Raw genomic sequence first — 22708 nt, 5'->3', positions numbered from 1 at the left:
GCAGCAGCACGCGACCAGCTCCGGATCCTGGTGGACGACCCCGCCGACCCTCGCAGCCGGGAGGTACCGCTCGACTTCCCCCGGGAGTTCATCGAGTTCGCCGACCCGGCCGACCCCGAACACCTGGTCCGGGCCGACCTGACCTGGCTGCTCTCCCGCTGGACCTGCGTCTTCGGCCAGACCTGCCACGGCATCATCGCCGGCCGGGCCGCCGACGGCTGCTGCTCGCACGGCGCGTTCTTCACCGACGCCGACGACGAGAAGCGGGTCCGCTCGGCGGTCAAGCGGCTCACCCCGCAGACCTGGCAGCACTACCGGCGCGGCTTCAAGAACTACACCGAGCTGGACTCGGTGGACGGCGAGACCCCGGCCCGGCGTACGGCGACCCGGGGCGAGGAGGCGCCGTGCGTCTTCCTCAACGACGCCGACTTCCCCGGCGGGGGCGGCTGCGCGCTGCACGCCCAGGCGCTGCGCGACGGCGTACATCCGCTGGAATACAAGCCGGATGTCTGCTGGCAGCTGCCGGTGCGCCGGGACCAGGACTGGGTGAAGCGGCCGGACGGGACGAAGGTGCTGGTCAGCACGCTTGGCGAGTTCGACCGGCGGGGCTGGGGCGCGGGCGGGCACGACCTCGACTGGTGGTGCACCTCGTCGCCGGAGGCGCACGTCGGCACCGAGCCGATGTACCTGTCGTACTCCCCGGAGTTGACCGCGCTGGTCGGCAAGGCGGCGTACGCGAAGCTCGCCGAACTCTGCGCGGAGCGGGAGCGGCGCGGCCTGGTGGCGACGCACCCGGCGACCGCCGGGGCCGACCCGGTGCTGGACCGTCCGCAGGAGGCGGGCCGGGAGCCGGCCAGCCCGAAGGCCGCCGCCGCCGGCCGCCGCCCGGCACCGCAGCGCAGACCGCGCAACACCCGGAGCTGAGCCGAGCCGCCGGAGCCAGCGACCCGGGCCGGCGGGGACAGCGACCCGGGCCGTCGGAGACCGCGACCGACCCGGCCTACGGCTCGAACTTGTAGCCCAGGCCCCGGACGGTGACGATGAAGCGCGGCGCGGAGGGCTCCGGCTCGACCTTCGAACGCAGCCGCTTGACGTGTACGTCGAGGGTCTTGGTGTCGCCGACGTAGTCCGCGCCCCAGACCCGGTCGATCAACTGTCCCCGGGTGAGCACCCGCCCGGCGTTGCGGAGCAGCAGCTCCAGCAGCTCGAACTCCTTGAGCGGAAGCTGCACCGGGGAGCCGTCGACGGTCACCACGTGCCGCTCGATGTCCATCCGGACCGGGCCGGCGGCGAGCGTCGGGGTGCCCGGTTCGATCGTCTCGTTGCCGCGCCGGCGCAGTACCGCCCGGACCCGGGCGACCAGCTCGCGCGGCGAGTACGGCTTGGTGACGTAGTCGTCGGCGCCGATCTCCAGCCCGACCACCTTGTCGATCTCGCTGTCCCGGGCGGTGACCATGATGATCGGCACCTGGGAGCGCTGGCGGAGTTGCCGGCACACCTCGGTACCGGACATCTCGGGCAGCATCAGGTCGAGCAGCACGATGTCCGCGCCGGTACGGTCGAACTCGGTGAGCGCCGCCGGGCCGGTCGCGGCGGCCGACACCTCGAATCCTTCCTTGCGCAGCAGGTAGGAGAGGGCGTCGGAGAACGACTCCTCATCCTCGACCACGAGTACGCGGGCCACGGACTTTCCTTTCTGTGTCGGTACGCCCGGAACTATCCGAACGAACCGGTTTCGATCTCAACTGACGGTGCTGGCGGCAGGAAGGCGTCCGGTGGACGTGCGGGCAGCCGGAGGGTGAACGTCGAGCCACCCCCCAGGGTGCTGGACACCTCGACCCGACCGCCATGGTTGGTGGCGATGTGTTTGACGATCGCCAGCCCGAGGCCCGTGCCGCCGGTCTGCCGGGAGCGCGCCTGGTCGGCCCGGTAGAAGCGCTCGAAGATCCGGCCGACGTCGTCCGGGGCGATCCCGATGCCCTGGTCGGTGACGGCGATCTCGATGTGGTCCCCGGTGCTGCGCAGCGCCACCGTGACCTTCGTCCGCTCCGCCGAGTACGCGATCGCGTTCTCCACCAGGTTGCTGACCGCGGTGGCGATCTGGCTGTCGCTGCCGTAGACGGTCAGGTCCCGCTCCCCCTCCACCACCACGGTGATCTCCCGGGCGGTGGCGGCGGTGCGGGTCCGGTCCACCACCTCGGCGGTGACCCAGTCCAGCGCGACCGGTTCCGGCGCGGGCAGCGGCTCGGCGCCCTGCAACCGGGTCAGTTCGAGCAGCTCGTTGACGAGCTTGCCGAGCCGGGTCGACTCGTGCTGGATCCGCTCGGCGAACCGGCGGGCCGCCGCCATGTCCTCGGACGGGTCGAGTGTGCCGTTCCCGGTGGTCTGGTCGGTGGCGTCCAGCAGCGCCTCGGCGAGCAGCTGCAACGCGCCGATCGGGGTCTTCAGCTCGTGGCTGACGTTCGCCACGAAGTCCCGGCGTACCCGGGCGACCCGGTGTGACTCGGTCACGTCGGCCGCCTCGACGGCGACGTATCCGGCGCCCAGCCCCATCGCCCGCAGGTGCACGCCGAGCGGGTCGGACATCCCGCCCTCGCGGCCCCGGGGCAGGTCCAGCTCGACCTCGCGGCGCACCCCGGTGCGCCGCACCTGGCCGGCCAGGGTACGGATGATCGGGTGCGCGGCCACCGTGCCGGGAGTACTGCCGACCCGGAGCAGCCCCATCGCCCGCGCGGCCGGGTTCACCAGGACCGGTACGTCGTGCCCGTCGAGGACGACCACGCCGACCCGGAGTGAGTCCAGGCTCTTGCGGCCGAGTCCCGGCAACCCGCCGGCCTGCTCGTCAGTGCCTATCGCCGGCCTCCTGTTGCCGCGTGTCCCGCCTCGCCCGGTCGCGGTGCCGCCGACCGGGAGCCATCCGGCGATCCGGTGGCGGAGCGGACCGAGGGACAGGCCGAGGCCGAGCCCGACGAGCACGCCCGCGACCACCCCCCATTCCACGCGGCGATCGTAGGGTCATCGTTAACCTGTCGACCAGGCAAAATTGGGCGAATCACGCGGGCATCCGAGAATGTTCACCCGTCGGCCGAGTGCCGTTCACCGATGTTCACCTCCGGGCCGCCGGATCCCCCTACCGTGGTCGGGACCGACAGCTCCAGCACCGACCGTGGCGAACCTGCCACGGTCGGCGAAACCGCCACCTCCCACAGGACGTGATCATGCGCGAGGAATTCCGGATCGACCTGAACATCGTCAGCCAGTTGCTCGTCGACATGGCCGAGGCGATCCGGGTCGCCATGCGGCAGGCCACCCGGGCGCTGCTCACCGCCGACCGGACGGCCGCCGAGGGCGTGATCGAGCGGGACGCGGACATCGACTCGCTCTACCGGCAGGTCGAGGAGCGGGTCTGCGACCTGCTGGCCCGGCAGGCACCGGTCGCCTCGGACCTGCGCGCCCTGGTCACCGCCCTGCACGTCGCCGCCGACCTGGAGCGGATGGGTGACCTCGCCGACCACGTCGCCAAGACGGCCGTACGCCGGCACCCGTCCCCGGCGGTACCCGCCGAGCTGCGTCCGGTCTTCACCGAGATGTCCGGGGTGGCGGACCGGATCGCCGACAAGATCGCGAACGTGCTCTCCAAGCCCGACGCCGACCTCGCCGCCGAGTTGGACTCCGACGACGACGCCATGGACGAGTTGCACCGGCAGCTCTTCGCGGTGCTGCTCGCCGACGACTGGCCGTACGGGGTGGAGACCGCGATCGACGCCACCCTGCTCGGCCGCTTCTACGAGCGGTACGCCGACCACGCGGTCAACGCCGGCCGCCGGGTCGTCTACCTGGTCACCGGCGAGACCCAGGTGTAAGGAAGGGCCCCTTCTTATCGCTTTTCGTATAAGAAGGGGCCCTTCCTTACACCTCAGCGGCCCTGGTTGGCGACAGCGGCGGCGGCCTCCTTGGCGGCCTCGGGGTCGAGGTAGGCGCCGCCGGACACCAGCGGGCGCATCGACCGGTCGAGGTCGTAGCGCAGCGGGATGCCGGTCGGGATGTTGAGCTTGGCGATCGCCTCGTCGGAGATGCCGTCCAGGTGCTTGACAAGTGCCCGCAGCGAGTTGCCGTGCGCGGCGACCAGCACCGTCCGGCCGGCCAGGATGTCCGGCACGATCGAGTCGAACCAGTACGGCAGCATCCGGTCGACGACGTCCTTCAGGCACTCCGTCTTCGGCATCAGCTCGGGCGGGAGCAGCGCGTAGCGCGGGTCGCCGGCCTGGGACCACTCGTCGTCGTCGGCGATCGGCGGCGGCGGGGTGTCGTACGACCGGCGCCAGAGCATGAACTGCTCCTCGCCGTACTGGGCCAGGGTCTGCTTCTTGTCCTTGCCCTGGAGCGCGCCGTAGTGCCGCTCGTTGAGCCGCCACGAGCGGCGTACCGCGATCCAGTGCCGGTCGGCGGCGTTCAGCGCCAGCTCGGCGGTGCGGATCGCCCGGCGGAGCACGCTCGTGTGCAGCACGTCGGGCAGCAGGTCGTGCTGGCGCAGCAGTTCGCCGCCGCGCCGGGCCTCGGCCTCCCCCTTGGCCGTGAGGTCCACGTCGACCCAGCCGGTGAAGAGGTTCTTGGCGTTCCAGTCGCTCTCGCCGTGCCGGAGCAGCACCAACGTGCCCACCGTGGCTCCCTCGCCCGCCACCGCGGCTTCCTCCGGCCGATCACTCGTGCGCACAGTCATGCGACTCATCCTGCCGGACCCGGCCAGCGGGCACGCGGCGACCCAGGGTGACGACCGACACGTGGAAAACGGGATGACCAGGCCGGACCCGCCGGACTAGCTTCGTAAGGCGTTCGGGGATTTGTGGTGATTACAAACGGGGGTACGGATGCGGACGGTCCGGAACTGGTTCCAGGACACCACAGGCGGACTGCCCCGAACCTTCTGGTACCTCTGGGCCGGCACCCTGATCAACCGTCTCGGCTCCTTCGTCATCGTCTTCCTGGCCATCTACCTCACCATCGAGCGGGGCTTCTCCGAGTTCCAGGCCGGGCTGGTGCTCGGGCTCTGGGGCGCCGGCGGTGCGGTCGGCACCCTCGCCGGTGGCATCCTCGCCGACCGCTGGGGCCGGCGCCCGACACTGCTCACCGCACACCTCGGCGCGGCGGCGATGATGCTCGCCCTCGGACTGGCCCGGGACCTCTGGCTGGTCGCGCTCGGCGCGCTGCTGCTCGGGATGTTCGCCGAGGCGGCCCGGCCGGCCTTCGGCGCGATGATGGTCGACGTCGTACCGGAACGGGACCGGTTGCGCGCCTTCACGCTGAACTACTGGGCGATCAACCTCGGCTTCGCCTGCGCCGCGATCCTGGCCGGGCTGGCCGCCGAGGCGAGCTACCTGCTGCTCTTCGTGGTCGACGCGGCGACGACGGTCACCACGGCGATGGTCATCTTCCTCAAGGTGGCCGAGACCCGCCAGGTCCGCGTCGACCGGGCCGGGCTGCCGGCACCGCACCGGGGCGGGCTGGGCAGCGCGCTACGCGACCGGGTCTTCGTCGGTTTCGTACTGCTGAACATCCTGGTGGCGCTGGTCTTCATGCAGCACATCTCGATGCTGCCGGTCGCGATGGGCCAGGACGGGCTGTCGCCGTCGACGTACGGGTCGGTGATCGCGGTCAACGGGGTGTTGATCGTGGCCGGGCAGCTCTTCGTACCGCGACTGATCCGGGGACGGAACCGGTCCCGGGTGCTCGCCCTGGCCGCCCTGGTCACCGGGGTCGGCTTCGGGCTGACCGCGTTCGCCGACGCGGCCTGGTTCTACGTGCTCACCGTGCTGATCTGGACCCTCGGCGAGATGCTCAACTCGCCGTCCAACTCGACCCTGATCGCCGAACTGTCCCCGGCGGCGCTGCGCGGGCGCTACCAGGGGCTCTTCTCGCTCTCCTGGTCGGTGGCGGCGTTCGTCGCCCCGGTCGCCGGCGGCTTCGTCCGGGAGCGGTTCGGAAACTCTGCCCTCTGGCTGGGCTGTGCGGCCCTCGGCGGTGTGGTGGCGGTCGCCCACCTGCTCTCCGGTCCGGCCCGGGAACGGCGGGCCGGCGCCCTGCGCGGCGCCGAGCTGGAAGCGGCGGCCCGGGAGCCCGGAATGCCGACCCGGGCCGCCGAGCCGACCGGCGTACGAACCGGCGAGCCGATCGCAGAGCCGACCGCCGCGCCGGCCGATGGGCGTCGAACGCGGCGTCGGTCGCCGAGTGCTCGGGTCTGACCTGTGAAGTCGCAGCTCAGCGACTCAGCGGACTTCCAGTGGCAGGTTGTTACGTAATTACGTAAACTCGAAGTTATGACACTGGAGGAGCGGGTCGCCGACCTGGAACGGCGGCTGGCGGCACTGGAGCGGCGCTGGGCGGACGAGTCGGCGGCCCGGCCCGAGGCACCGCCGGCCGAGGGCGACTTCTGGGCCCTGGACGGCCTGAAGGCGCGGCTCGCCGGGCTCGGCGCCGAGCGGGGCGGCGTGCTCTACACCGGCTCCGTCCGGCTGCCGACGAACGAGCGCTACGACTGGCAGTACGGGCTGCCGACCGAGGCACTGCTCGGCCGTGCGGAAGGCGAGAACGGCGAAGGCCGCGAGACCGGCGCGAACGGCGAGGACGCCGACTGGAGCGACGCCTCGGAACCACTGGCCGCGCTCGGCCATCCGGTCCGGCTGCGACTGCTCCGGGAGATCCTCGGCGGCCGGCGTACCGTCGCCGAACTCACCGCCCTGGACGGTCTGGGCACGACCGGCCAGACCTACCACCACCTGCGCCAACTCGCCGCCGCCGGCTGGCTGCACAGCACCGCCCGGGGACGCTACGAGGTGCCCGCCGGCCGTGTCGTGCCGCTGCTGGTGGCGGTGGCGATCGCCCGCGCCTGACCGGCGCGGCGGAGAGGAGATTCCCATGCACCCGCACAAGGCACTGATGGTCCTGCACCGCTGCTGCTGGCTCGCGTTCCTGGTGATCCTGGTGGCCGGCTTCTTCGTCGACCTCTCGTCACTCTGGGGCTGGCTCGCGATCGGCCTCGCCATCGCGCTGCGGGTGGTGCTCGGCCGGCTGCTCGCCCGGGGACCGCAGCCGGACACCGACTCGCCGGTCGAGGTCGCCCCGCCGGTCGTCGGCCGCTGGTCGGCCCTGAACAGCCCCGCGAGCAAGGTACCCAGCCACGGGGTGCGCGCCTACGGCCAGGCGTACGCGATCGACCTGGTCGCCGAGCCGTCGGACCGGCCGCGCCCGGGCTTCGGATGGTGGCCACTGGTCCGGCGCAACCGGGACTTCCCCGGCTTCGGCGCGCCACTGCTGGCGGTCGCCGACGGCACGGTGCTGCGCGCCGTGGACCGCAACCGGGACCACCTCAGCCGCAACTCCTACCCGGCCCTGCTCTACCTGGTCTTCGAAGGGCTGTTCCGGGAGATCGCCGGCCCCGGCCAGATTCTCGGCAACCACCTGATCCTGGACCTCGGCGACGGCCGGTACGCGGCGTACGCGCACCTGCGCCGGGGTTCGCTGCTCGTCCGCCCCGGAGACCGGGTCCGGACCGGACAGCCGGTGGCGGAGTGCGGGAATTCCGGCAACTCGACCGAACCACATGTCCACTTCCAGTTGATGGACAATACGGATCTGGACGTGGCGCGGGGAATTCCGTTCAGCTGGCGGGAAATCGGCCTGCCGGCCAACGGAGACGTGTTCACGGTCGACCCGGCGGCGGCGCGCTAGCGACAAGAAATTCCACCGCCTGCCGAGCGGACCGGTGGCCGGTGTGCCCGCGCGCCGGTGGCCCGAACCCGCCGGAACCGGCCCGAGAACGATCGACCGGCCCGAGAAGGATGGACCGGCCCGAGAAGGATGGACCGGCGGCGGCGGGCGACGTTCACCCCCGTAAACGTCGCCCGCACACACCGCCGGTTACAGGTGGCGGCGCCGTCCCCCAACGGCCTCGCCTGGCCACCCGTCCCCCAGCGCCGCACCCGGTGTGCAGATCTGCGTGATCTGCCGTTCCCCCGAACGCATCCGAGCGTGGCGCGTGCAATAACGTTAGTTGTCGCCGGATGACCGAGACAAGCGGGTAACTCTGTCTCGCCCATCACACCCGCCGACGGTCGATTTCCGGCGCTCCGTGGAGTGCAACCGTGCGGGCGGCCAGGAAAATTCCCTGTCCATCCGCGCCGCGGAACTCAGCCGTCCTCGCGCATCGGCGATTCCGTACGGAAGAAGTTGCTCTGCCGACCGTCGGAAAGCTGCTCCTGGTAAATGAAATTCAGTTGGCGTACGTCGAACGTGTGGAACCAGTCGTCCCAGCTCACCGGCTTCAGCCGTCCGCCTTCCCGCCAACCGGGGAAGTCAAACGTCAGTACGCCGAGCCGACCTTCGCGTTCGGTGCCCTCGATCGTCGCCGGTTGGGCGTTTCGGGCCTCCGCCCACCGCCGGATCACGTCGTGGTCCTGGGTCACCAGGCTCCGCCCCGGACGCTCCGGAGAGTCCTGGGGTGAGGCGATCGGTTGGGCGTACTTCAGCGACCGGGACTGACCACCACCGTTCGACGACGTCGACCGCGAGGGCGACGGCGAGGTCGCGGTCGACGGCTTGGCCTGGGCTGCTGGCGTGACCGTCTTCCGGGCCCCGGTCGCCTTCCGGGCGCCGGTCGTCTTCCGGGCGCCGGTCGTCTTCCGGGCGCCGGTCGCCTTGCCGGCCGGCGCGGTCTTCCGGGCCCCGGTCGCCCCGCGGGCGGCGGTGCCGCTCTTCGCGGCGGTCGTACCCTTCCGGGCGCCGGTGGCCTTGCCCGGACCGGTGGCCTTACCGGGACCGGTGGCCTTGCCGGCCGGTGCCTTCTGGGCGCCGGTCGTGGCTCGCGCGGAGGTCGCGGAGGTCACCGCCTTGCCGGCCGGCGCCTTCCGAGCCGCGGCCACCGTCTTGCGGGCAGGTGCCTTCTTGGCCGCGGTCTTCCGGGCAGGTGCCCTCTTCGCGGCGGCGCGCTTGGCAGGTGCCTTCTTCGCCGTCGACTTGCGGGCCGGCGCCTTCTTCGCCGTCGACTTGCGGGCCGGCGCCTTCTTCGCGGCGGTCCTGCTGGCCGGCGCCTTCTTCGCGGTCGCCCGCGCCGTGGTGGTCTTGCGGGCCGGCGCCTTCTTCGCCGCGACCGTACGCGACGGTGTCTTCTTCGCGGTGGCGCGCTTGGCCGGTGCCTTCTTCGCACCCGCCCGCTTGCTCGGCGCCGCCGTGCTGGCCTTCCGGCCGGTCGTGCCGCCCCGGCTCTCCGCTTTCAGCGTCCGGACCAGGCTCTTCACCAGGTCCATCTTGCGGAGTGCGGAAATGCCTGAAATGCCGCGTTTCTTGAGCTGTCCCCGGATGTCGTCGACCTTCATCATGCTGATCTTGCGCTCGTCGACGTCACCCGAACCGCCGCCGGAGCGGCGCCTCGTCGCGGTCGAGGTCGCGCCGCGACCGGAACTGTTCCGCTGAGCCATGAGATCCTCACGCTCCCTCTGACGGTGAACCTTCGCCAACCTCCCCTCGCGGTCGTGGTCCACTGCGGGTGGAAGTCGGGACGGCTGCCCCGTACTCCCAGGTTGTGAAAGGTTCGCATCTGACCTCGGCAGGCGGCGCGGCCATAGCCACATCCTGGTGCCGCCGCCGGGGCATACCCGTCAGGGGCGGTCCAAACCCGAGTTTTCCGTCGCCGACCGCTCGAAGAGGTGCGCGAACGCGCGCAGGTTCGCCAACGACTCGCCCCGGCTGACCCGCCACTCCCACTCCCGGCGGATCGCCGTACCGAAGCCGATCTCCAGCATGGTGTCGAACGACTCGTCCGCGTAGGTGAGTACCGAGCCGAAGAGCCGGTCCAGCTCGTCCTCGGTCACCCCGGCCAGCCCCACCCGGCCGGTCAGGTAGACGTCGCCGACCGCGTCGACGGAGAACGCCACCCCGTACATCCGGGCGTTGCGCTGCAACAGCCAGGTGAAGAGCTCCTCGCGGCGCTCGTCCGGCTGGCGCATCACGAACGCCTCGATCCGCAGCGAGTGCTCCCCGACGATCAGGTTGCAGACCGTCTTGAGCTTGTGCGTGCCGGGCAGCGTGACCGCGTACGAGTACTCGCCCGTCGGCTCGCAGGTCAGCTCCCGGTCGGCACAGACCGCCTCGATCAGCCGACCCAGCTCCGCCCGAGACCTCATCGCGCCGCCCACCTCTCCGACCCGCGCACCCCGCCGACCCGACCCGTCCACTTCTCCGACCGCCCGCCGCTCCGACCTGCCCGCTGCTCCGACCCGCCCAGGTCCTCCGACCCGCCCAGGTTCTCGTTCAGCAGGTCGCCAGCGGCAGGGTCGCCGTGCCGTCCGCCAGCTCGGAGGCGAGCCGGTCGCGGTACTCCGCCACCGCCTCACGGTAGACCCCGAGCAGCCCGCCGGCAGTACGTGCCCAGGAGAAGGCGCGGGCGTGCTCGACCGCGCCCCGGGACAGCTCGGCCCGCCGGCCGGGTGCCGTCAGCAGGCCGCCGAGCACCCGGGCCCAGTCGCGCGGGTGGTGCCCGTCGACGAGTACACCGCTGCTGCCGTCCCGGACGGCGGTGACCAGACCGCCGACCGCGGCGGCGACGACCGGAGTACCGCAGGCCTGGGCCTCCAGGGCGACCAGCCCGAACGACTCGTTGTGCGAGGGCACCGCCACCAGGTCGGCGGCCCGGTAGAGCGCCGGCAGGTCGTCACCGGTCTGCGGTGGCAGGAAGCGCACCGCGTGCCCCACACCGAGGCTGGCGGCCAGCTCGATGAGCGAGGTCGGCCGGTCCAGCCCGCTGCCGCTCGGCCCGCCCGCGATCACCACGGTGACCTTCCCGGCGAGCCGGGGCTGCCGGCTCCACAGCTCGGCGAGCGCGTGCACCAGCACGTCCGGCGCCTTCAGCGGCTGGATCCGGCCGACGAAGGCGACGACCAGGCCCCGCTCGGGCAACCCCAACCGGCGCCGCGCGGCGAGCCGGGTCGACTCCGACCGGCCGGCCGGCGGCGGGGTGAACCGGTCCAGGTCGACGCCGGGCCGGACCACCTCGACCCGTTCCGGGTCGGCGTCGTACCGGGCGATCAGGTCCCGGGCCTCGACCGTGGTGTTCGCGACCAGCCGGTCGGCCTCGGCCACCACCTGCTCCTCGCCGATCACCCGCGCCTTCGGCTCGGGCCGGTCGCCCTCGGCGAGCCGGGCGTTCTTCACCTTGGCCAGGGTGTGCGCGGTGTGCACCAGCGGCACCCCCCAGCGCTCCTTGGCCAGCCAGCCGACCTGACCGGAGAGCCAGTAGTGCGAGTGGATGAGGTCGTAGAAGCCGGGCGGACGGGCGGCCTCGGCCCGGAGCACACCGGCGGTGAAGGCGCAGAGCTGGCCGGGCAGTTCCTCCTTGGCCAGCCCCTCGAACGGGCCGGACGTCACGTGCCGGACCGTGACCCCCGGGGCCATCTCGACCACCGGCGGCAGGTCACTGGAGGTGGCCCGGGTGAATATCTCGACCTCGACGCCCGCCTCGGCCAGCCGCCGGGAGACCTCGACGACGTAGACGTTCATCCCCCCGGCGTCACCGGTGCCGGGTTGGTGCAGCGGTGAGGTGTGCACGGAGAGTGTGGCGATCCGTCGCGGAGTCGGCCACGGCTGGACACCTCGTTGCCGGGCCACCCCGGTGTGCAGTTCCGCCACGTCCGCTCCTTCTCTCAACGTGTTACGCCGTCCCGCACAACCGGGTCACATCACAGGACAACCACCTTGGTGCGTGTCATCTTCCCCATCGGGCGGTCCGCAATCGCCGGGACGCCACAGGGAGGTGACCGACCTCATCCCGGCCCACCTCCACGGTCCCGGCACGGCTTGGGCCAGAATGTCCCGATGACCCCTGTCGCTATCGTCACCGGGGCGTCCAGCGGGATCGGTGCCGCCACGGCCCGCCGGCTGGCCGCCGAGGGCTTCTCCGTGCTCGCCGCCGCCCGCCGGGCCGACCGGCTGGACGCCCTGGTCGAGCAGATCCGCCGGGCCGGCGGTACGGCCACCGCCCAGACCTGCGACGTCACCTCGGACGAGTCGGTCGCGGAGCTGGCCACCGCGGCCGGCCGGCTCGGCGGGCCGGTCACCCTGCTGGTGAACAACGCCGGTGGCGCACGTGGGCTGGACCCGGTCGAGTCCGGCTCGGTCGCCGACTGGCAGTGGATGTACGACGTCAACGTGCTCGGCACGCTGCGGGTCACCCAGGCGCTGCTGCCCGCGCTGGAGTCCTCCGGCGCCGGCACGGTGGTGGTGCTCAGCTCCACCGCCGGCCTGATCGTCTACGAGGGTGGCGGCGGCTACGCGGCGGCGAAGCACGCCCAGACGGCGCTGGCCGAGACGCTGCGGCTGGAACTCTGTGGACGGCCGGTCCGGGTGGTCGAGATCGACCCGGGGATGGTGAAGACCGAGGAGTTCGGGCTGGTCCGCTTCGACGGTGACGCCGGGCGGGCGGCGGCGGTCTACGCCGGGGTGGCCGAGCCGCTTGTCGCCGAGGACGTGGCCGACTGCATCGCCTGGTGCGCCACCCGACCGCAGCACGTCAACGTGGACCGGCTGGTGGTCCGGCCGCTGGCCCAGGCGGCCCAGCACAAGGTGCACCGGGTCGGGACCGACCCCGGGCGGTGATCCGGGAATGCCACCGCGGCCTCCGACGCGGGACGGGGCGGGGCGTCCGGTCGGGGCGGTGACCCGGGGGACCACCAATCCCAACCGGCTGCGCCGGGTGGACAACTGGATCGCGGCCACCTGCGCCGACCTGCTCCGGGACGCCGCCGACCCGCTGGTGGTGGACCTCGGCTACGGGGCCAGCCCGGTCACCGTGGTCGAACTGCGGGCCCGGCTGGCCGCCGCCGTCCGGCCGGACGTCCGGGTGGTCGGCCTGGAGATCGATCCGGTACGGGTGGCCGCCGCCGAACCCGCCGCCGACCCGCCGGGGCTGACCTTCGAACGGGGCGGCTTCGAGTTGGCCGGGCTCCGCCCGGTGCTGGTCCGGGCCTTCAACGTGCTGCGGCAGTACGCCGAGCCGGAGGTGGTCCCGGCCTGGCGGCGGATCGTCGGGGCGCTGCAGCCGGGCGGCGTACTCGTCGAGGGGACCTGCGACGAGCTGGGTCGGCTGGCCGGCTGGCTGCTCGTCGACGCCACCGGCCCGCGCTCGCTGACCCTGGCCGCCCGACTCTCCACACTCGACAGCCCAGCCACCCTGGCCGAGCGGCTGCCGAAGGCGCTGATCCACCACAACGTGCCGGGTACCGGGGTACACGCGCTGGTCCTGGCGCTGGAGCAGGGGTGGCGGGAGGAGGCCCCGTACGCCACGTTCGGTCCCCGGCAGCGCTGGCGGCGTACGGTCGAGGCGGTCCGGGCGGCCGGCTGGCCGGTGCTGGACCGGCCGGCCCGGTGGCGGCTCGGCGAGGTGACCGTGGCCTGGTCGGCGGTGGCCCCGCCGGACCCCGCCGCCCCGGAGGCGGCTCGCCAACCCTGACCAGGGAACACAGCCGACCCGGGCGCAGCGGGCACACCGGCCCGGGGCGCAGCGGGCTCAGCCGGCACACCGGCCCGGGGCTCAGAGGGCGCAGTTGACCAGTACCGGCTCCGGGTGCAGGGTGGCGCCGAACCGGTCGTGCACCCCGTCCCGGATCTCCCGGGCGAGCGCCAGCAGCGCCCCGGTCGAGCCGCCGTCCCGGTTGGTCAGCGCCAGGGTGTGCTTCGACGAGATGGCCACCCCGCCCGGACCCTGGTAGCCCTTCGGGAAGCCGGCCTTGTCGATCAGCCAGGCGGCGCTGACCTTGACCGTGCCGCCCGCGCCGGGCCAGGACGGCGGTTCGCCGAGCCCGTCGGCCCGCTCCCGCAACGCCCGGTACGCCCCGGCGTCCAGCACCGGGTTGGTGAAGAACGAACCGACCGAGCGGGTGTCCGGATCCGCCGGGTCCAGCACCATGCCCTTGCCGGCGCGCAGTGCGCGTACCGCCGCCCGGGCGTCGGCCAGCGGCACCCGGTCACCGACCTGCACGCCGAGCGCCCGGGCCAGCTCGGCGTAGCGCACCGGGGCGGAGCGCGTCGAGCGGAGCAGCCGGAAGTCGACGGTGAGCACCGTCCAGCGGTCGTTGTACTTGAAGACGCTCGACCGGTAGCCGAAGGCGCACTCGGCCGCGCTCATCCGGGTCACCTTCCCGGTCAGCCGGTCGTACGCCTCGACCCCGGTGACGGTCTCCGCCACCTCCTGCCCGTACGCCCCGACGTTCTGGATCGGGGTGGCGCCGGCCGACCCGGGGATGCCGGAGAGGCACTCGACCCCCGACCAGCCGGCCTCGACGGTCGCCGCCACCAGGTCGTCCCAGGGCTCGCCCGCCGCCACCCGGATGGTGACCGCCGTCTCGTCCTCGCCGACCACCTCGAAGCCCCGGGACCGGACCAGCAGCACCGTGCCGGGGAAGCCCTCGTCCGCCACCACCACGTTGCTGCCGCCGGCCAGCACCAGCACCGGCTCGTCCCGCGACTCCGCCTCGCGGAGGTTTCCCGGAATGTCATCCGTTCGGGTCGCGGTGACCAGTCGCCGGGGCGCACCGCCGAGCCGCAGGGTGGTAAACCCGGCCAATCGTGCGGGATCGGCTGCGTCGGCGTCGGTTATCGGGCGGGCGTTAACGTCTGGCACACCATTCACCCTAGGCTGAGAGGTGGCCCGGCCGGTGGCGGCCCGGTCGCACGGGAGGATCGTCATGACCAGACTGCACGGCACCAAGGACTTCTGGCTCGGGGCACTCCGCGCCGAGGGGCCCACATTCGGCGCCGCGGTCGCCGAGGCGCCGCTCGACATCCGGGTGCCGTCCTGTCCCGAGTGGACCATGATCGATCTGGTGCACCATCTCGGCTCGGTCTACGCCCGGGTCCGCGGGATCGTCAGCCGGGGCAACACCGAACGGGCCGACCCGCTCACCGTGCCGGCGGGGCTGCCCACCGGACCGGCCGCGGTCGAGTGGTGGCGGCAGGAGTTCGACCAGCTGATGACGGTGCTGGACCGGGTCGACCCGGAAGCACCGGCGTGGAACTACGCGCCCCAGCCGAAGAAGGCCGGGTTCTGGCACCGCCGGATGGCCCAGGAGACCGCGGTGCACCGCTGGGACGCGCAGATGGCGGTCGCGGCCGGCGAGCCGATCGAGGCCAAGCTCGCGGCGGACGGGGTCGGCGAGGTGCTGGACACCCAGCTGCCGGCCGGCCGGCGCGCCTCCGACCAGCCGTTCCACGGGGTGGTCCACCTGATCGCGACCGACGCCGGCCAGGAGTGGTATCTCCGGCTGCGCGGCGCCGGGGTCGCCCTGCTGGACACGGACACGATCCTGGACAGCGACGACCACCACGCCCGGGCGCAGATCTCGGGTACGGCCAGCGACCTGCTGCTGGCCCTCTGGGGCCGGCTCGGCTTCGACGCCCTCGACAGCGCCGGTGACGCCCGGCTGCTGGAGGGGCTGCGCGTCGGCTGAGGCGGAGCCGGCGCCACGAAACCCGTCCGGGCGGTGTGCGGGGCGCCCGGCCCGGTCCCCGCCGACGGGGTTGTTGACCTTCGGGCGCGCGTGGAACCATTTCCCCGGCGGCTGAGCTGAGGAGCGGAGATGGCGGTGACCCGCGCGCGGCCCACGCTGGAGGCGGTGGCTCAACGGGCCGGGGTGTCCCGGGCCACCGTGTCCCGGGTGGTGAACGGCTCGACCACGGTCGCCGAGCCGATCCAACAGGCGGTCCGGCGGGCCGTCCGCGAGCTGGGTTACGTGCCCAACCTCGCGGCGCGCAGCCTGGTCACCCAGCAGACCGACTCGGTGGCGTTGATCCTGCCGGAGGCATCCACCCGGGTCTTCTCCGACGACCAGGTCTTTCCCGGGATCATCCTCGGGGTCAGCCGGGAGCTGGAGGCCGCCGGCAAGCAGCTCGTGCTGACCCTGGCCGAGTCGGCGGCCAGCCACGAGCGGGTCGGCCGCTACGCGATGGGCGGGCACGTGGACGGGGTACTCTTCGCCTCGCTGCACGGTGCCGACCCGCTGCCCGGGGCGCTGGCCGAGGCCGGCCTGCCGGTGGTGTGCAGTGGCCGCCCGCTGGCCGACTCCCCGGTCCCGGTGCCGTACGTCGACGTCGACCACGTCGCCGGGGTACGCGGGGCGGTCCGGCACCTGCTCCGCTCGGGGCGGCGACGGATCGGCACCATCGCCGGCCCGCAGGACATGGTGGCCGGGATCGACCGGCTCGCCGGCTACCGGGCCGAGGTCCGGGACGCCGGACGCCGGCCGGTCGAGGCGTTCGGGGACTTCACCCGGGAGTCGGGTGCGGTCGCGATGCGGCAGCTGCTGGCGCTGGAGCCGGACCTGGACGCGATCTTCGTCGCCTCCGACCTGATGGCGCACGGCGCCCTGCGTACGCTGCGCGAGGCGGGTCGCCGGGTGCCGACGGACGTGGCGGTGATCGGCTTCGACGACATCGAGCTGGCCGGCTACACCGACCCGCCGCTGAGCACCGTACGGCAGCCGATCCAGGATCTCGGCCGGACGATGACCCGGCAACTGCTCCGGCTGGCCGCCGGGGAGCGGATCGAGCCGACCGTGCTGCTGCCGACCGAACTCGTGCTGCGCGCCTCCACCTGACCGGGCCTGGGCGGCCACCTGACCGGGCGTGGCGTCCGCTGTCCCGCCGTCGCGGTCAGCTCGGCGGCGGTGGCTGGTCGAACTCTCGGCGTACCCGGTGGGCGGTTTCGGCGGTGGTGGCGTCGAAGAGCACCAGCCGGACGGTGCGCACGCTGGTCGGGCGGGCGGCGGTGATCGCGGTGAACGCCTGCCGGAGCGCGTCCTCGACCGGCCACCGGTAGATGCCGGACGAGATCAGCGGAAACGCCACCGAGGTCGCGCCCAGGTTGTCGGCGACGGCCAGGCTGTTGGTGTAGCACCTGCGCAGCAGTGCCGACCGGTCCTCCTCGGTGGAGTAGACCGGGCCGACGGTGTGCACCACCCAGCGGGCCGGCAGGTTGCCGGCGGTGGTCGACACCGCCGCCCCGGTCGGCAGGCCGCGCCCGTAGTGCGAGGCCCGCAGGGCTCGGCACTCGGCGAGGATGGCCGGGCCGCCCCGCCGGTGGATGGCGCCGTCCACCCCGCCCCCGCCGAGCAGCGACGAGTTGGCGGCGTTCACGACGGCGTCCACCCGCTGCTCGGTGATGTCGCCCTGGACCAGTTCGATTTCCATCAGGCCGTCCCGGGAGAGGCTGTTCCGATGCTGGTGGCGGGGGTGGAGGAGCGCCGGTCGGTCGGCTGGTCAAGCGTCCGCCGGGCCAGCAGGGTGGCGCCGGCCACCGCGGCCGGGGTGAGCAGCACCGCGCCGAGCGGGATCAGGAAGCAGAGGAAGACCGCGACCCCGAAGCCCAGGGTCAGCGGTCGGCGGGCCCGCAGCGCCCGCTGCCGCTGCGCGAGCCGGAGGCCACGCCGCTGGAACGGCACCCCGACCAGGCCCATCGCCAGGAACCAGCCGCCGACCATCGCGGCGATCACGGGTACGACGAACTGTCCGACGAGCGGCACGAACCCGGCGACGAAGAGCGGAATCCCGAACAGCACCGAGCGGCCCAGCAGGCGCGCCGCGTCGGCGAGGCTGCGTCGCAGCGAGCGCCAGAAGGAGAGCTCCACCTCGTCCGGCACCCCGCCGTAGCGCTCCTCCACCCGTTCGGAGATCTTCTCGTAGAACGGGTCGCCGATCACCAACGTGATCGCGGTGAAGGTGAGTACCCCGAGCAGGCCGCCCAGGCCGAGCAGCGCGAAGCCGGCGACCAGCCGGAGGAGTTGGCGCGGCCCGTCGGACCAGTCGTCGGCGAACGGGGTGATCAGCGCGGCCAGCTCGTCGGCGAAGTAGACGAGCGTGCCGAGACCGGCCAGGTAGAGCGCCCCGGAGATCATCGCGGGCACGATGCCGAGCAGTACCAGCAGCGGGCTGCGGCCGTAGACGGCGAGCCCCCGGAACAGCAGCCCGACACCGGAGCCGAATTCGGAGAGGAACGAGCCGATCCGGCGGCTGCCCGGCTTCGCGGGGATGGCGGTCTGCACGACCGGCAAGCCTATCGGTCCGGCGCACCGTCGGCACGACGACGATCGATCGGGGCGGCCGGGCAGGATGGTGAGCATGCGAGCCGCCCGGTTGATCTCCCTGGTCCTGCTGTTGCAGAACCGCGAGTCGATGACCGGCGCCGAGCTCGCCCGCGAGTTGGAGGTCTCGGAACGCACGATCTACCGGGACGTGCTCGCGCTGGGCGCCGCCGGCATCCCGGTCTACGCCGACCGGGGCCGGGCCGGCGGTTACCGGCTGCTCGGCGGCTATCGGACCCGGTTGACCGGGCTGAGCCGGAGCGAGGCCGACGCGCTGTTCCTCGCCGGGCTGCCGGGCCCGGTCGGCGAGATGGGGCTGGCCGACGTGGTGGCCACCGCCCGGCTGAAGGTACTCGCCGCGCTGCCCAGCGGGTTGCGGGACGCGTCGACCCGGGTGGAGCGACGGTTCCACCTCGACGTGCCGGGATGGTTCCGGAGCACGGACCCGCCCGCCGGGCTCGGCGAGCTGGCCGAGGCGGTGTGGCAGGACCGGACCGTCGAGTTCCGCTACCGCCGGGGTGACCGGGAGTCGATCCGCAGCGTCGAGCCGTACGGGCTGGTGTGCAAGGGCGGCGGCTGGTATCTGGTGGCCCGGGTCGGCGCCGGGCACCGCACCTACCGGGTGGACCGGATGACCGGGGTGACCGTGGGCGGGCGGACGTTCAGCCGGGACGACTCGTTCGACCTGGCCGGCTACTGGGCCCGCCAGGCGGAACGGTTCGTCCGGGAGATCCTGCGCGACGAGGTGACGATCCGGCTCAGCCCCGCCGGCCGGTACGCGCTGCGTTTCGTCGCCGAGCCGCCCGCCGTACGGGAGGCGGAGGCGAACGTCGGGGAGCCCGACGGGCAGGGATGGGTGGTCACCCGGCTGCCCGTCGAGTCCCCCGACGTCGCGTACGGCCAACTGCTCAGCCTCGGCCCGGAGGTCGAGGTGCTCCAGCCGCCGGAGCTGCGTACCCGGCTCGCCTCGGCGGCCCGGCGGCTGACCCGGCTCTACGCCGACGACCAGCCCGGACCGGTCACCGACGACCAGGCGTGACCAGCCGCCGGCCGGTCAGCGGTAGCCGGTGGCGTCGGCGGGCCTGCCGGTCGCCTCCACCTCCACCATGTACCGCCAGGCGTCCGGCTGGCTGCCGTCGACGTCCGTGAAGCCGTACACCCTGGCGAGCTGGCCGCTGGAGAGCGACTGCCCGGACCAGCGGGCCCGGTCCGGGTCGGCGGCGAGTGCGGCGACCGCGCGGCCGACGAAGACCGGGGTCTCCGAGATGACGAAGTGCGGCTGCTTCTCGATCGCGTCCCGCCAGTTCTCCTCGGTGACGCCGAACTCGTCGAGCATGAACTCCGAGCGCAGCCAGCCCGGGGTGAGCGCCACGGCCGTGCCGCCGTGTTCCTTCAGCTCGTGCGCCCAGAGGTAGGCGAGCCGGTTCACCGCGGTCTTCGCCAGGTCGAAGAAGGCCGACAGCCGGTAGTTCTCGTCGTTGTACTCCTTGGTGCCGTCGCCGACCTCCACCACCAGGCCGCCCGGGTTGCGGATCAGCAGCGGCAGCGCGAAGTGGCTGGTGATCATGTGCGTGTGTACGGCGAGTCGCAGCGTTCGGAAGCCGTCGTCCAGGTCCTGCTCCCAGATCGGCTTGTACCAGCCGATCAGCCGGTCCGCCCCCCAGACGTCGTTGACGAGTACGTCCAGGCGGCCCTGTTCCCGGTCGATCCGCTCCACCAGGGCGCGTACCTGGTCGGGAACGAGGTGGTCGACCTGGACGGCTATCCCGACGCCGCCGGCCTCGGTGACCAGTTCGGCGGTCTCCTCGATGGTCTCCGGCCGGTCGACCTCGGAGCGTTTCTCCCGGGTACTCCGCCCGGTGGCGTAGACGGTGGCACCGGCGGCTCCGAGCTGCACGGCGATCTGCCGGCCGGCGCCCCGGGTCGCCCCGGCGACGAGCGCGACCTTTCCAGTCAGTTCTGCGGTCATGACCTCGACCCTGGCACCGAATCCTGACAGCCCGCGTCAGGATTCGCGGATGCGGTCCGGCTCACGGAGAGTTCCGCCGCCCAGCGCTCGGACCAGCGGACCAGCGGACGCAGCGCCTCGTACGCCGCACGCCCCAGTTCGGTCAGGGCGTACGCGCTGTCCGGACCCTGGTGCACCAGTTCCGCGTCGAGCAGCTCGGCGAGCCGCTGGCGGAGCACGCTGGAGGACATCGAGTCGCAGCGCTGGCGCAGCGCCCGGAAGCCGAGCGGCCCGCCGTGCAGCTCCCAGACGACCCGCAGGCTCCACCGCCGCCCGAACAGGTCCAGCGCGGCCATCAGGGGTCGGCCGGTGGCCGAGCCCCGAACCGCTCGGCCCGGTCTCGGTGCGCCTCCGCTCGTCCCGGTCATCGGTGTTCCACCCTTCCGCCGGCACCGGTGTGGCGGCCGGACCCGGCACCGGTGTGCGGCCGGACCCGGCACCGGCCCTCGGCGCACGTGCTGGTGCTTCGGTTTCCGACACACTATCGTGGCCAGTGGATGTTTCGGATTCCGAATCACAGCCAGACGACCGGGGGATGGCGGGGGATGGCATGCACGGGTTGACCACGGAGCTGTGCCGGCGGCTGGGCATCACCGCACCGGTTGTCCAGGCGCCGATCGGCTCGGCGGCCACCCCGGAACTCGCGGCCGCGGTCTGCGCCGCCGGTGGCCTCGGCACGCTGGCCCTGACCTGGGTCGGCCCGGAAGAGCTGCGGGACCGGGTCCGGCGACTGCGCCGGCTGACCGACCAACCGTTCGGGGTCAACCTGGTGCTGGACTTCCCGGTCGCGGCCAACCTCGCGGCCTGCCTGGCCGAGGGCGTACCGGTGGTCTCCACGTTCTGGGGCGACCCGGCAGAGGTACACGGGCCGATCGAGGCCGCCGGGGCGGTGCACCTGCACACCGTCGGCTCGGTCACCGAGGCCCGGCAGGCGGCCGAGGCCGGCGTCGACGTACTCGTGGCACAGGGTTGGGAGGCCGGCGGGCACGTACGCGGCCAGGTGAGCACGATGGCGCTGGTCCCGGCGGTGGTGGACGCGGTCCACCCGCTGCCGGTGATCGCGGCCGGCGGGATCGCGGACGGCCGTGGCCTGGCGGCGGTACTCGCCCTCGGCGCCCAGGCCGGCTGGCTCGGCACCCGTTTCGTGGCCGCCACCGAGGCCGGCAGCCATGAGGAGTACCGGCGCGCGGTGGTGGCCGCCGATCCCGGCGACGCCGTACACACGGGTTGCTTCGACGGCGGCTGGCCGGACGCGCCACACCGGGTGCTGCGCAACGCCACTCTGGACCGCTGGCTGGCCGCCGGCTCACCGGCCGCCCCGCACCGGCCCGGCGAGGGCGACGTGCTGGCCACCGACGCCGGGGGCCGGCAGCACCTCCGGTACGCCGACATGGTCCCGGTGACCGGGATGACCGGGCGGCTGGACGAACTCGCCCGGTACGCGGGCCAGTCCGCCGGCACGGTCCGCGACGTGGCTCCGGCCGCCGCCATCGTCGAGTCGCTGGTCCGGCAGGCGGCAGCGATACTGAACCGGCCCGGCGCCAACCCGCCCGGCACCGACTCGCCCGGCACCGACTCGCCCGGCACCAACCCGCCCGGCACCGACCCGCCCGGCACCAACCCGGCCGGGATCAGCTGACCAGCCGGACCCGGACCCGCCGGTTGGCCCGGCCCTTGCTCTCCACCTTGACCACCTGGACCTTGCCGATCTGGGCGGTCGAGGCGACGTGCGTGCCGCCGTCGGCCTGCACGTCCAGCCCGACGATGTCGACGATCCGGATCTCCTGCTCGTCGGCGGGAATCAGGTTGGACTGGGTGCGGATGATGTCCGGCAGCGCCAGCGCCTCGTCCCGGGGCAGCACCTTGACCGCCACCGCCCGGTCGGCGGTGACCTCGGTGTTGACCAGGTCCTCCAGCCGGGCCTTGAAGTCGGTCGGCACCTCCGGCAGGTTGAAGTCCATCCGTGCCTCGCCCGGCTCCATGTTGCCGCCGGTGACCAGGGCGCCGAAGTCCCGGAACACCACCCCGCAGAGCACGTGCAGTCCGGAGTGGGTACGCATCAGCAGGCTGCGCCGGACATCCTCCACCGCGCCGGTCACGGCCGTACCGACCGGCGGCAGCGGATCATTCTCGGCCGGGATCAGATAGAGGTCGTCGCCCTTGCGGGTGCCGACGATCCGGGTCTGCACGCCCTGCCAGAGCAGCACGCCGTGGTCCGGCGGCTGGCCGCCGCCACCCGGATAGAAGGCCGACCGGTCCAGCACGATCCCCTGCTCCGGGTCGGCGGAGAGCACCGTGCACTCCCACTCCCGCAGGGTCGGGTCGACAAGGTCGAGCCGGTGCGTCCGGCCGTGCTGCGAAACGCCCATAGCCCGCCACGTTACTCCGGCCGAGGCCCGTCCCGGGTACCGAGCGGCCGGCCCGGGTTCGGCCCGGCCGGGGCGGTCGGAGACAGCGGAAGGCCAGCCGGCACCCGTCCCGGGTACCGACGCCCGGGGCGACGGTTGCGGGCCGTCGGGCGGACGCACAGCCGGGGCAGCTCGACAGTCTGCGGACGAGATGGTGCGGCGCCGATCCGGAG

23 protein-coding genes are annotated in these 22708 nt (G+C 73.0%); 11 read left to right on the top strand and 12 right to left on the bottom strand.

Annotated elements, in window-relative coordinates:
* The first annotated feature begins 24 nt into the window (after positions 1-24).
* Positions 25-924, top strand: coding sequence for a hypothetical protein (locus tag ACN28A_RS17445; protein WP_421404458.1), 900 nt, complete (start codon positions 25-27; stop codon positions 922-924).
* 76 nt (positions 925-1000) lie between these two features.
* On the opposite strand, the gene ACN28A_RS17440 is transcribed toward ACN28A_RS17445, so the two are convergent.
* Together ACN28A_RS17440 and ACN28A_RS17435 are read right to left on the bottom strand one after the other, a co-directional pair.
* Positions 1001-1684: a response regulator transcription factor gene (locus ACN28A_RS17440; RefSeq protein WP_278065728.1), complete on the bottom strand. Its 684-nt coding sequence runs from the start codon at positions 1682-1684 to the stop codon at positions 1001-1003.
* A gap of 32 nt (positions 1685-1716) precedes the next feature.
* A complete protein-coding gene (locus tag ACN28A_RS17435; RefSeq protein WP_421396491.1) occupies positions 1717-3000 on the bottom strand; it encodes a sensor histidine kinase in 1284 nt (427 codons plus the stop codon).
* A 218-nt stretch (positions 3001-3218) separates the two neighbouring features.
* Between ACN28A_RS17435 and phoU the strand changes: the two genes are divergently transcribed.
* Entirely contained in the window at positions 3219-3863 is a 645-nt protein-coding gene (gene phoU, locus ACN28A_RS17430; RefSeq protein WP_278065726.1) for a phosphate signaling complex protein PhoU, read from the top strand.
* Between the two features lie 53 nt (positions 3864-3916).
* Here phoU and ACN28A_RS17425 read toward each other — a convergent pair whose 3' ends face one another.
* Complete coding sequence (locus ACN28A_RS17425) at positions 3917-4720, bottom strand: phosphoglyceromutase (protein WP_421396489.1); 804 nt, start codon at positions 4718-4720, stop codon at positions 3917-3919.
* A 148-nt stretch (positions 4721-4868) separates the two neighbouring features.
* Here ACN28A_RS17425 and ACN28A_RS17420 point away from each other — a divergent pair, with 148 nt between their 5' ends.
* The 3 genes from ACN28A_RS17420 (at position 4869) to ACN28A_RS17410 (ending at position 7725) form a co-directional block, all read left to right on the top strand.
* Positions 4869-6239, top strand: a complete 1371-nt coding sequence (locus ACN28A_RS17420) for an MDR family MFS transporter (RefSeq protein WP_421396488.1) — start codon at positions 4869-4871, stop codon at positions 6237-6239.
* Positions 6240-6314: 75 nt separating this feature from the next.
* On the top strand, positions 6315-6887 hold the full coding sequence (locus ACN28A_RS17415) for an ArsR/SmtB family transcription factor (protein WP_421396487.1): 573 nt from the start codon (positions 6315-6317) through the stop codon (positions 6885-6887).
* A 25-nt stretch (positions 6888-6912) separates the two neighbouring features.
* The gene (locus ACN28A_RS17410) at positions 6913-7725 is read left to right on the top strand and encodes a M23 family metallopeptidase (protein WP_421396485.1); all 813 of its coding nucleotides are present in this window, start codon (positions 6913-6915) and stop codon (positions 7723-7725) included.
* A gap of 458 nt (positions 7726-8183) precedes the next feature.
* On the opposite strand, the gene ACN28A_RS17405 is transcribed toward ACN28A_RS17410, so the two are convergent.
* The 3 genes from ACN28A_RS17405 to mshA all read right to left on the bottom strand — a co-directional run bounded on the left by ACN28A_RS17405 (position 8184) and on the right by mshA (position 11676).
* Positions 8184-9470: a hypothetical protein gene (locus ACN28A_RS17405; protein ID WP_421396484.1), complete on the bottom strand. Its 1287-nt coding sequence runs from the start codon at positions 9468-9470 to the stop codon at positions 8184-8186.
* A gap of 180 nt (positions 9471-9650) precedes the next feature.
* A complete protein-coding gene (locus tag ACN28A_RS17400; protein ID WP_421396482.1) occupies positions 9651-10175 on the bottom strand; it encodes a YbjN domain-containing protein in 525 nt (174 codons plus the stop codon).
* 127 nt (positions 10176-10302) lie between these two features.
* Positions 10303-11676, bottom strand: a complete 1374-nt coding sequence (gene mshA, locus ACN28A_RS17395) for a D-inositol-3-phosphate glycosyltransferase (protein WP_421396480.1) — start codon at positions 11674-11676, stop codon at positions 10303-10305.
* A 186-nt stretch (positions 11677-11862) separates the two neighbouring features.
* On the opposite strand from mshA, the gene ACN28A_RS17390 reads away from it, so the two are divergent.
* Both ACN28A_RS17390 and ACN28A_RS17385 read left to right on the top strand, forming a co-directional pair.
* Positions 11863-12642, top strand: a complete 780-nt coding sequence (locus ACN28A_RS17390) for an SDR family oxidoreductase (RefSeq protein WP_421396479.1) — start codon at positions 11863-11865, stop codon at positions 12640-12642.
* Positions 12643-12649: 7 nt separating this feature from the next.
* The gene (locus ACN28A_RS17385; RefSeq protein ID WP_421396477.1) at positions 12650-13495 is read left to right on the top strand and encodes a class I SAM-dependent methyltransferase; all 846 of its coding nucleotides are present in this window, start codon (positions 12650-12652) and stop codon (positions 13493-13495) included.
* Positions 13496-13576: 81 nt separating this feature from the next.
* On the opposite strand, the gene ACN28A_RS17380 is transcribed toward ACN28A_RS17385, so the two are convergent.
* Positions 13577-14665 (bottom strand): UDP-N-acetylmuramate dehydrogenase, encoded by a 1089-nt coding sequence (locus tag ACN28A_RS17380; protein ID WP_421396476.1) that lies wholly within the window; start codon positions 14663-14665, stop codon positions 13577-13579.
* 64 nt (positions 14666-14729) lie between these two features.
* Between ACN28A_RS17380 and ACN28A_RS17375 the strand changes: the two genes are divergently transcribed.
* On the top strand, positions 14730-15491 hold the full coding sequence (locus ACN28A_RS17375; protein ID WP_421396474.1) for a maleylpyruvate isomerase family mycothiol-dependent enzyme: 762 nt from the start codon (positions 14730-14732) through the stop codon (positions 15489-15491).
* Between the two features lie 129 nt (positions 15492-15620).
* Complete coding sequence (locus ACN28A_RS17370; protein ID WP_421396473.1) at positions 15621-16637, top strand: LacI family DNA-binding transcriptional regulator; 1017 nt, start codon at positions 15621-15623, stop codon at positions 16635-16637.
* 55 nt (positions 16638-16692) lie between these two features.
* Here the strand turns inward: ACN28A_RS17370 and ACN28A_RS17365 are convergent, their stop codons facing one another.
* Entirely contained in the window at positions 16693-17229 is a 537-nt protein-coding gene (locus ACN28A_RS17365) for an O-acetyl-ADP-ribose deacetylase (protein WP_421396472.1), read from the bottom strand.
* Positions 17229-18080 carry an EI24 domain-containing protein gene (locus ACN28A_RS17360; RefSeq protein WP_421396471.1) on the bottom strand — a complete coding sequence of 284 codons (852 nt, stop codon included), beginning with the start codon at positions 18078-18080 and terminating at the stop codon, positions 17229-17231. Before ACN28A_RS17360 ends, ACN28A_RS17365 begins: the two co-directional genes overlap by 1 nt.
* A 76-nt stretch (positions 18081-18156) precedes the next feature.
* Here ACN28A_RS17360 and ACN28A_RS17355 point away from each other — a divergent pair, with 76 nt between their 5' ends.
* Positions 18157-19158 carry a helix-turn-helix transcriptional regulator gene (locus tag ACN28A_RS17355; RefSeq protein WP_421396469.1) on the top strand — a complete coding sequence of 334 codons (1002 nt, stop codon included), beginning with the start codon at positions 18157-18159 and terminating at the stop codon, positions 19156-19158.
* A 15-nt stretch (positions 19159-19173) separates the two neighbouring features.
* On the opposite strand, the gene ACN28A_RS17350 is transcribed toward ACN28A_RS17355, so the two are convergent.
* Positions 19174-20088 (bottom strand): SDR family oxidoreductase, encoded by a 915-nt coding sequence (locus tag ACN28A_RS17350; RefSeq protein ID WP_421396467.1) that lies wholly within the window; start codon positions 20086-20088, stop codon positions 19174-19176.
* Entirely contained in the window at positions 20085-20423 is a 339-nt protein-coding gene (locus ACN28A_RS17345) for a winged helix-turn-helix transcriptional regulator (protein ID WP_421396466.1), read from the bottom strand. The genes ACN28A_RS17350 and ACN28A_RS17345 overlap by 4 nt, the downstream gene beginning before the upstream one ends.
* A 263-nt stretch (positions 20424-20686) precedes the next feature.
* On the opposite strand from ACN28A_RS17345, the gene ACN28A_RS17340 reads away from it, so the two are divergent.
* Entirely contained in the window at positions 20687-21766 is a 1080-nt protein-coding gene (locus tag ACN28A_RS17340; RefSeq protein WP_421396464.1) for an NAD(P)H-dependent flavin oxidoreductase, read from the top strand.
* On the opposite strand, the gene ACN28A_RS17335 is transcribed toward ACN28A_RS17340, so the two are convergent.
* Positions 21759-22496 carry an alanyl-tRNA editing protein gene (locus tag ACN28A_RS17335; protein ID WP_421396462.1) on the bottom strand — a complete coding sequence of 246 codons (738 nt, stop codon included), beginning with the start codon at positions 22494-22496 and terminating at the stop codon, positions 21759-21761. The two genes, ACN28A_RS17340 and ACN28A_RS17335, sit on opposite strands and share 8 nt — an antisense overlap.
* Positions 22497-22708 lie beyond the last annotated feature (212 nt).

The organism is Plantactinospora sp. WMMB782, from assembly GCF_049179135.1.
Classification (GTDB): Bacteria; Actinomycetota; Actinomycetes; order Mycobacteriales; family Micromonosporaceae; genus Plantactinospora.
The sequence above is the reverse complement of the archived record's forward strand: the minus strand, read 5'-3'. Positions and strand labels throughout refer to the sequence as shown.

Bases quoted from the DNA above. Each gene is read 5' to 3' on its own strand.
- phoU (WP_278065726.1), top strand. From the start codon at position 3,219: ATGCGCGAGGAATTCCGGATCGACCTGAACATCGTCAGCCAGTTGCTC.
- ACN28A_RS17425 (WP_421396489.1), bottom strand. From the start codon at position 4,720: ATGACTGTGCGCACGAGTGATCGGCCGGAGGAAGCCGCGGTGGCGGGC.
- ACN28A_RS17420 (WP_421396488.1), top strand. From the start codon at position 4,869: ATGCGGACGGTCCGGAACTGGTTCCAGGACACCACAGGCGGACTGCCC.
- ACN28A_RS17415 (WP_421396487.1), top strand. From the start codon at position 6,315: ATGACACTGGAGGAGCGGGTCGCCGACCTGGAACGGCGGCTGGCGGCA.
- ACN28A_RS17410 (WP_421396485.1), top strand. From the start codon at position 6,913: ATGCACCCGCACAAGGCACTGATGGTCCTGCACCGCTGCTGCTGGCTC.
- ACN28A_RS17405 (WP_421396484.1), bottom strand. From the start codon at position 9,470: ATGGCTCAGCGGAACAGTTCCGGTCGCGGCGCGACCTCGACCGCGACG.
- ACN28A_RS17400 (WP_421396482.1), bottom strand. From the start codon at position 10,175: ATGAGGTCTCGGGCGGAGCTGGGTCGGCTGATCGAGGCGGTCTGTGCC.
- ACN28A_RS17390 (WP_421396479.1), top strand. From the start codon at position 11,863: ATGACCCCTGTCGCTATCGTCACCGGGGCGTCCAGCGGGATCGGTGCC.
- ACN28A_RS17385 (WP_421396477.1), top strand. From the start codon at position 12,650: ATGCCACCGCGGCCTCCGACGCGGGACGGGGCGGGGCGTCCGGTCGGG.
- ACN28A_RS17375 (WP_421396474.1), top strand. From the start codon at position 14,730: ATGACCAGACTGCACGGCACCAAGGACTTCTGGCTCGGGGCACTCCGC.
- ACN28A_RS17370 (WP_421396473.1), top strand. From the start codon at position 15,621: ATGGCGGTGACCCGCGCGCGGCCCACGCTGGAGGCGGTGGCTCAACGG.
- ACN28A_RS17365 (WP_421396472.1), bottom strand. From the start codon at position 17,229: ATGGAAATCGAACTGGTCCAGGGCGACATCACCGAGCAGCGGGTGGAC.
- ACN28A_RS17355 (WP_421396469.1), top strand. From the start codon at position 18,157: ATGCGAGCCGCCCGGTTGATCTCCCTGGTCCTGCTGTTGCAGAACCGC.
- ACN28A_RS17350 (WP_421396467.1), bottom strand. From the start codon at position 20,088: ATGACCGCAGAACTGACTGGAAAGGTCGCGCTCGTCGCCGGGGCGACC.
- ACN28A_RS17345 (WP_421396466.1), bottom strand. From the start codon at position 20,423: ATGGCCGCGCTGGACCTGTTCGGGCGGCGGTGGAGCCTGCGGGTCGTC.
- ACN28A_RS17335 (WP_421396462.1), bottom strand. From the start codon at position 22,496: ATGGGCGTTTCGCAGCACGGCCGGACGCACCGGCTCGACCTTGTCGAC.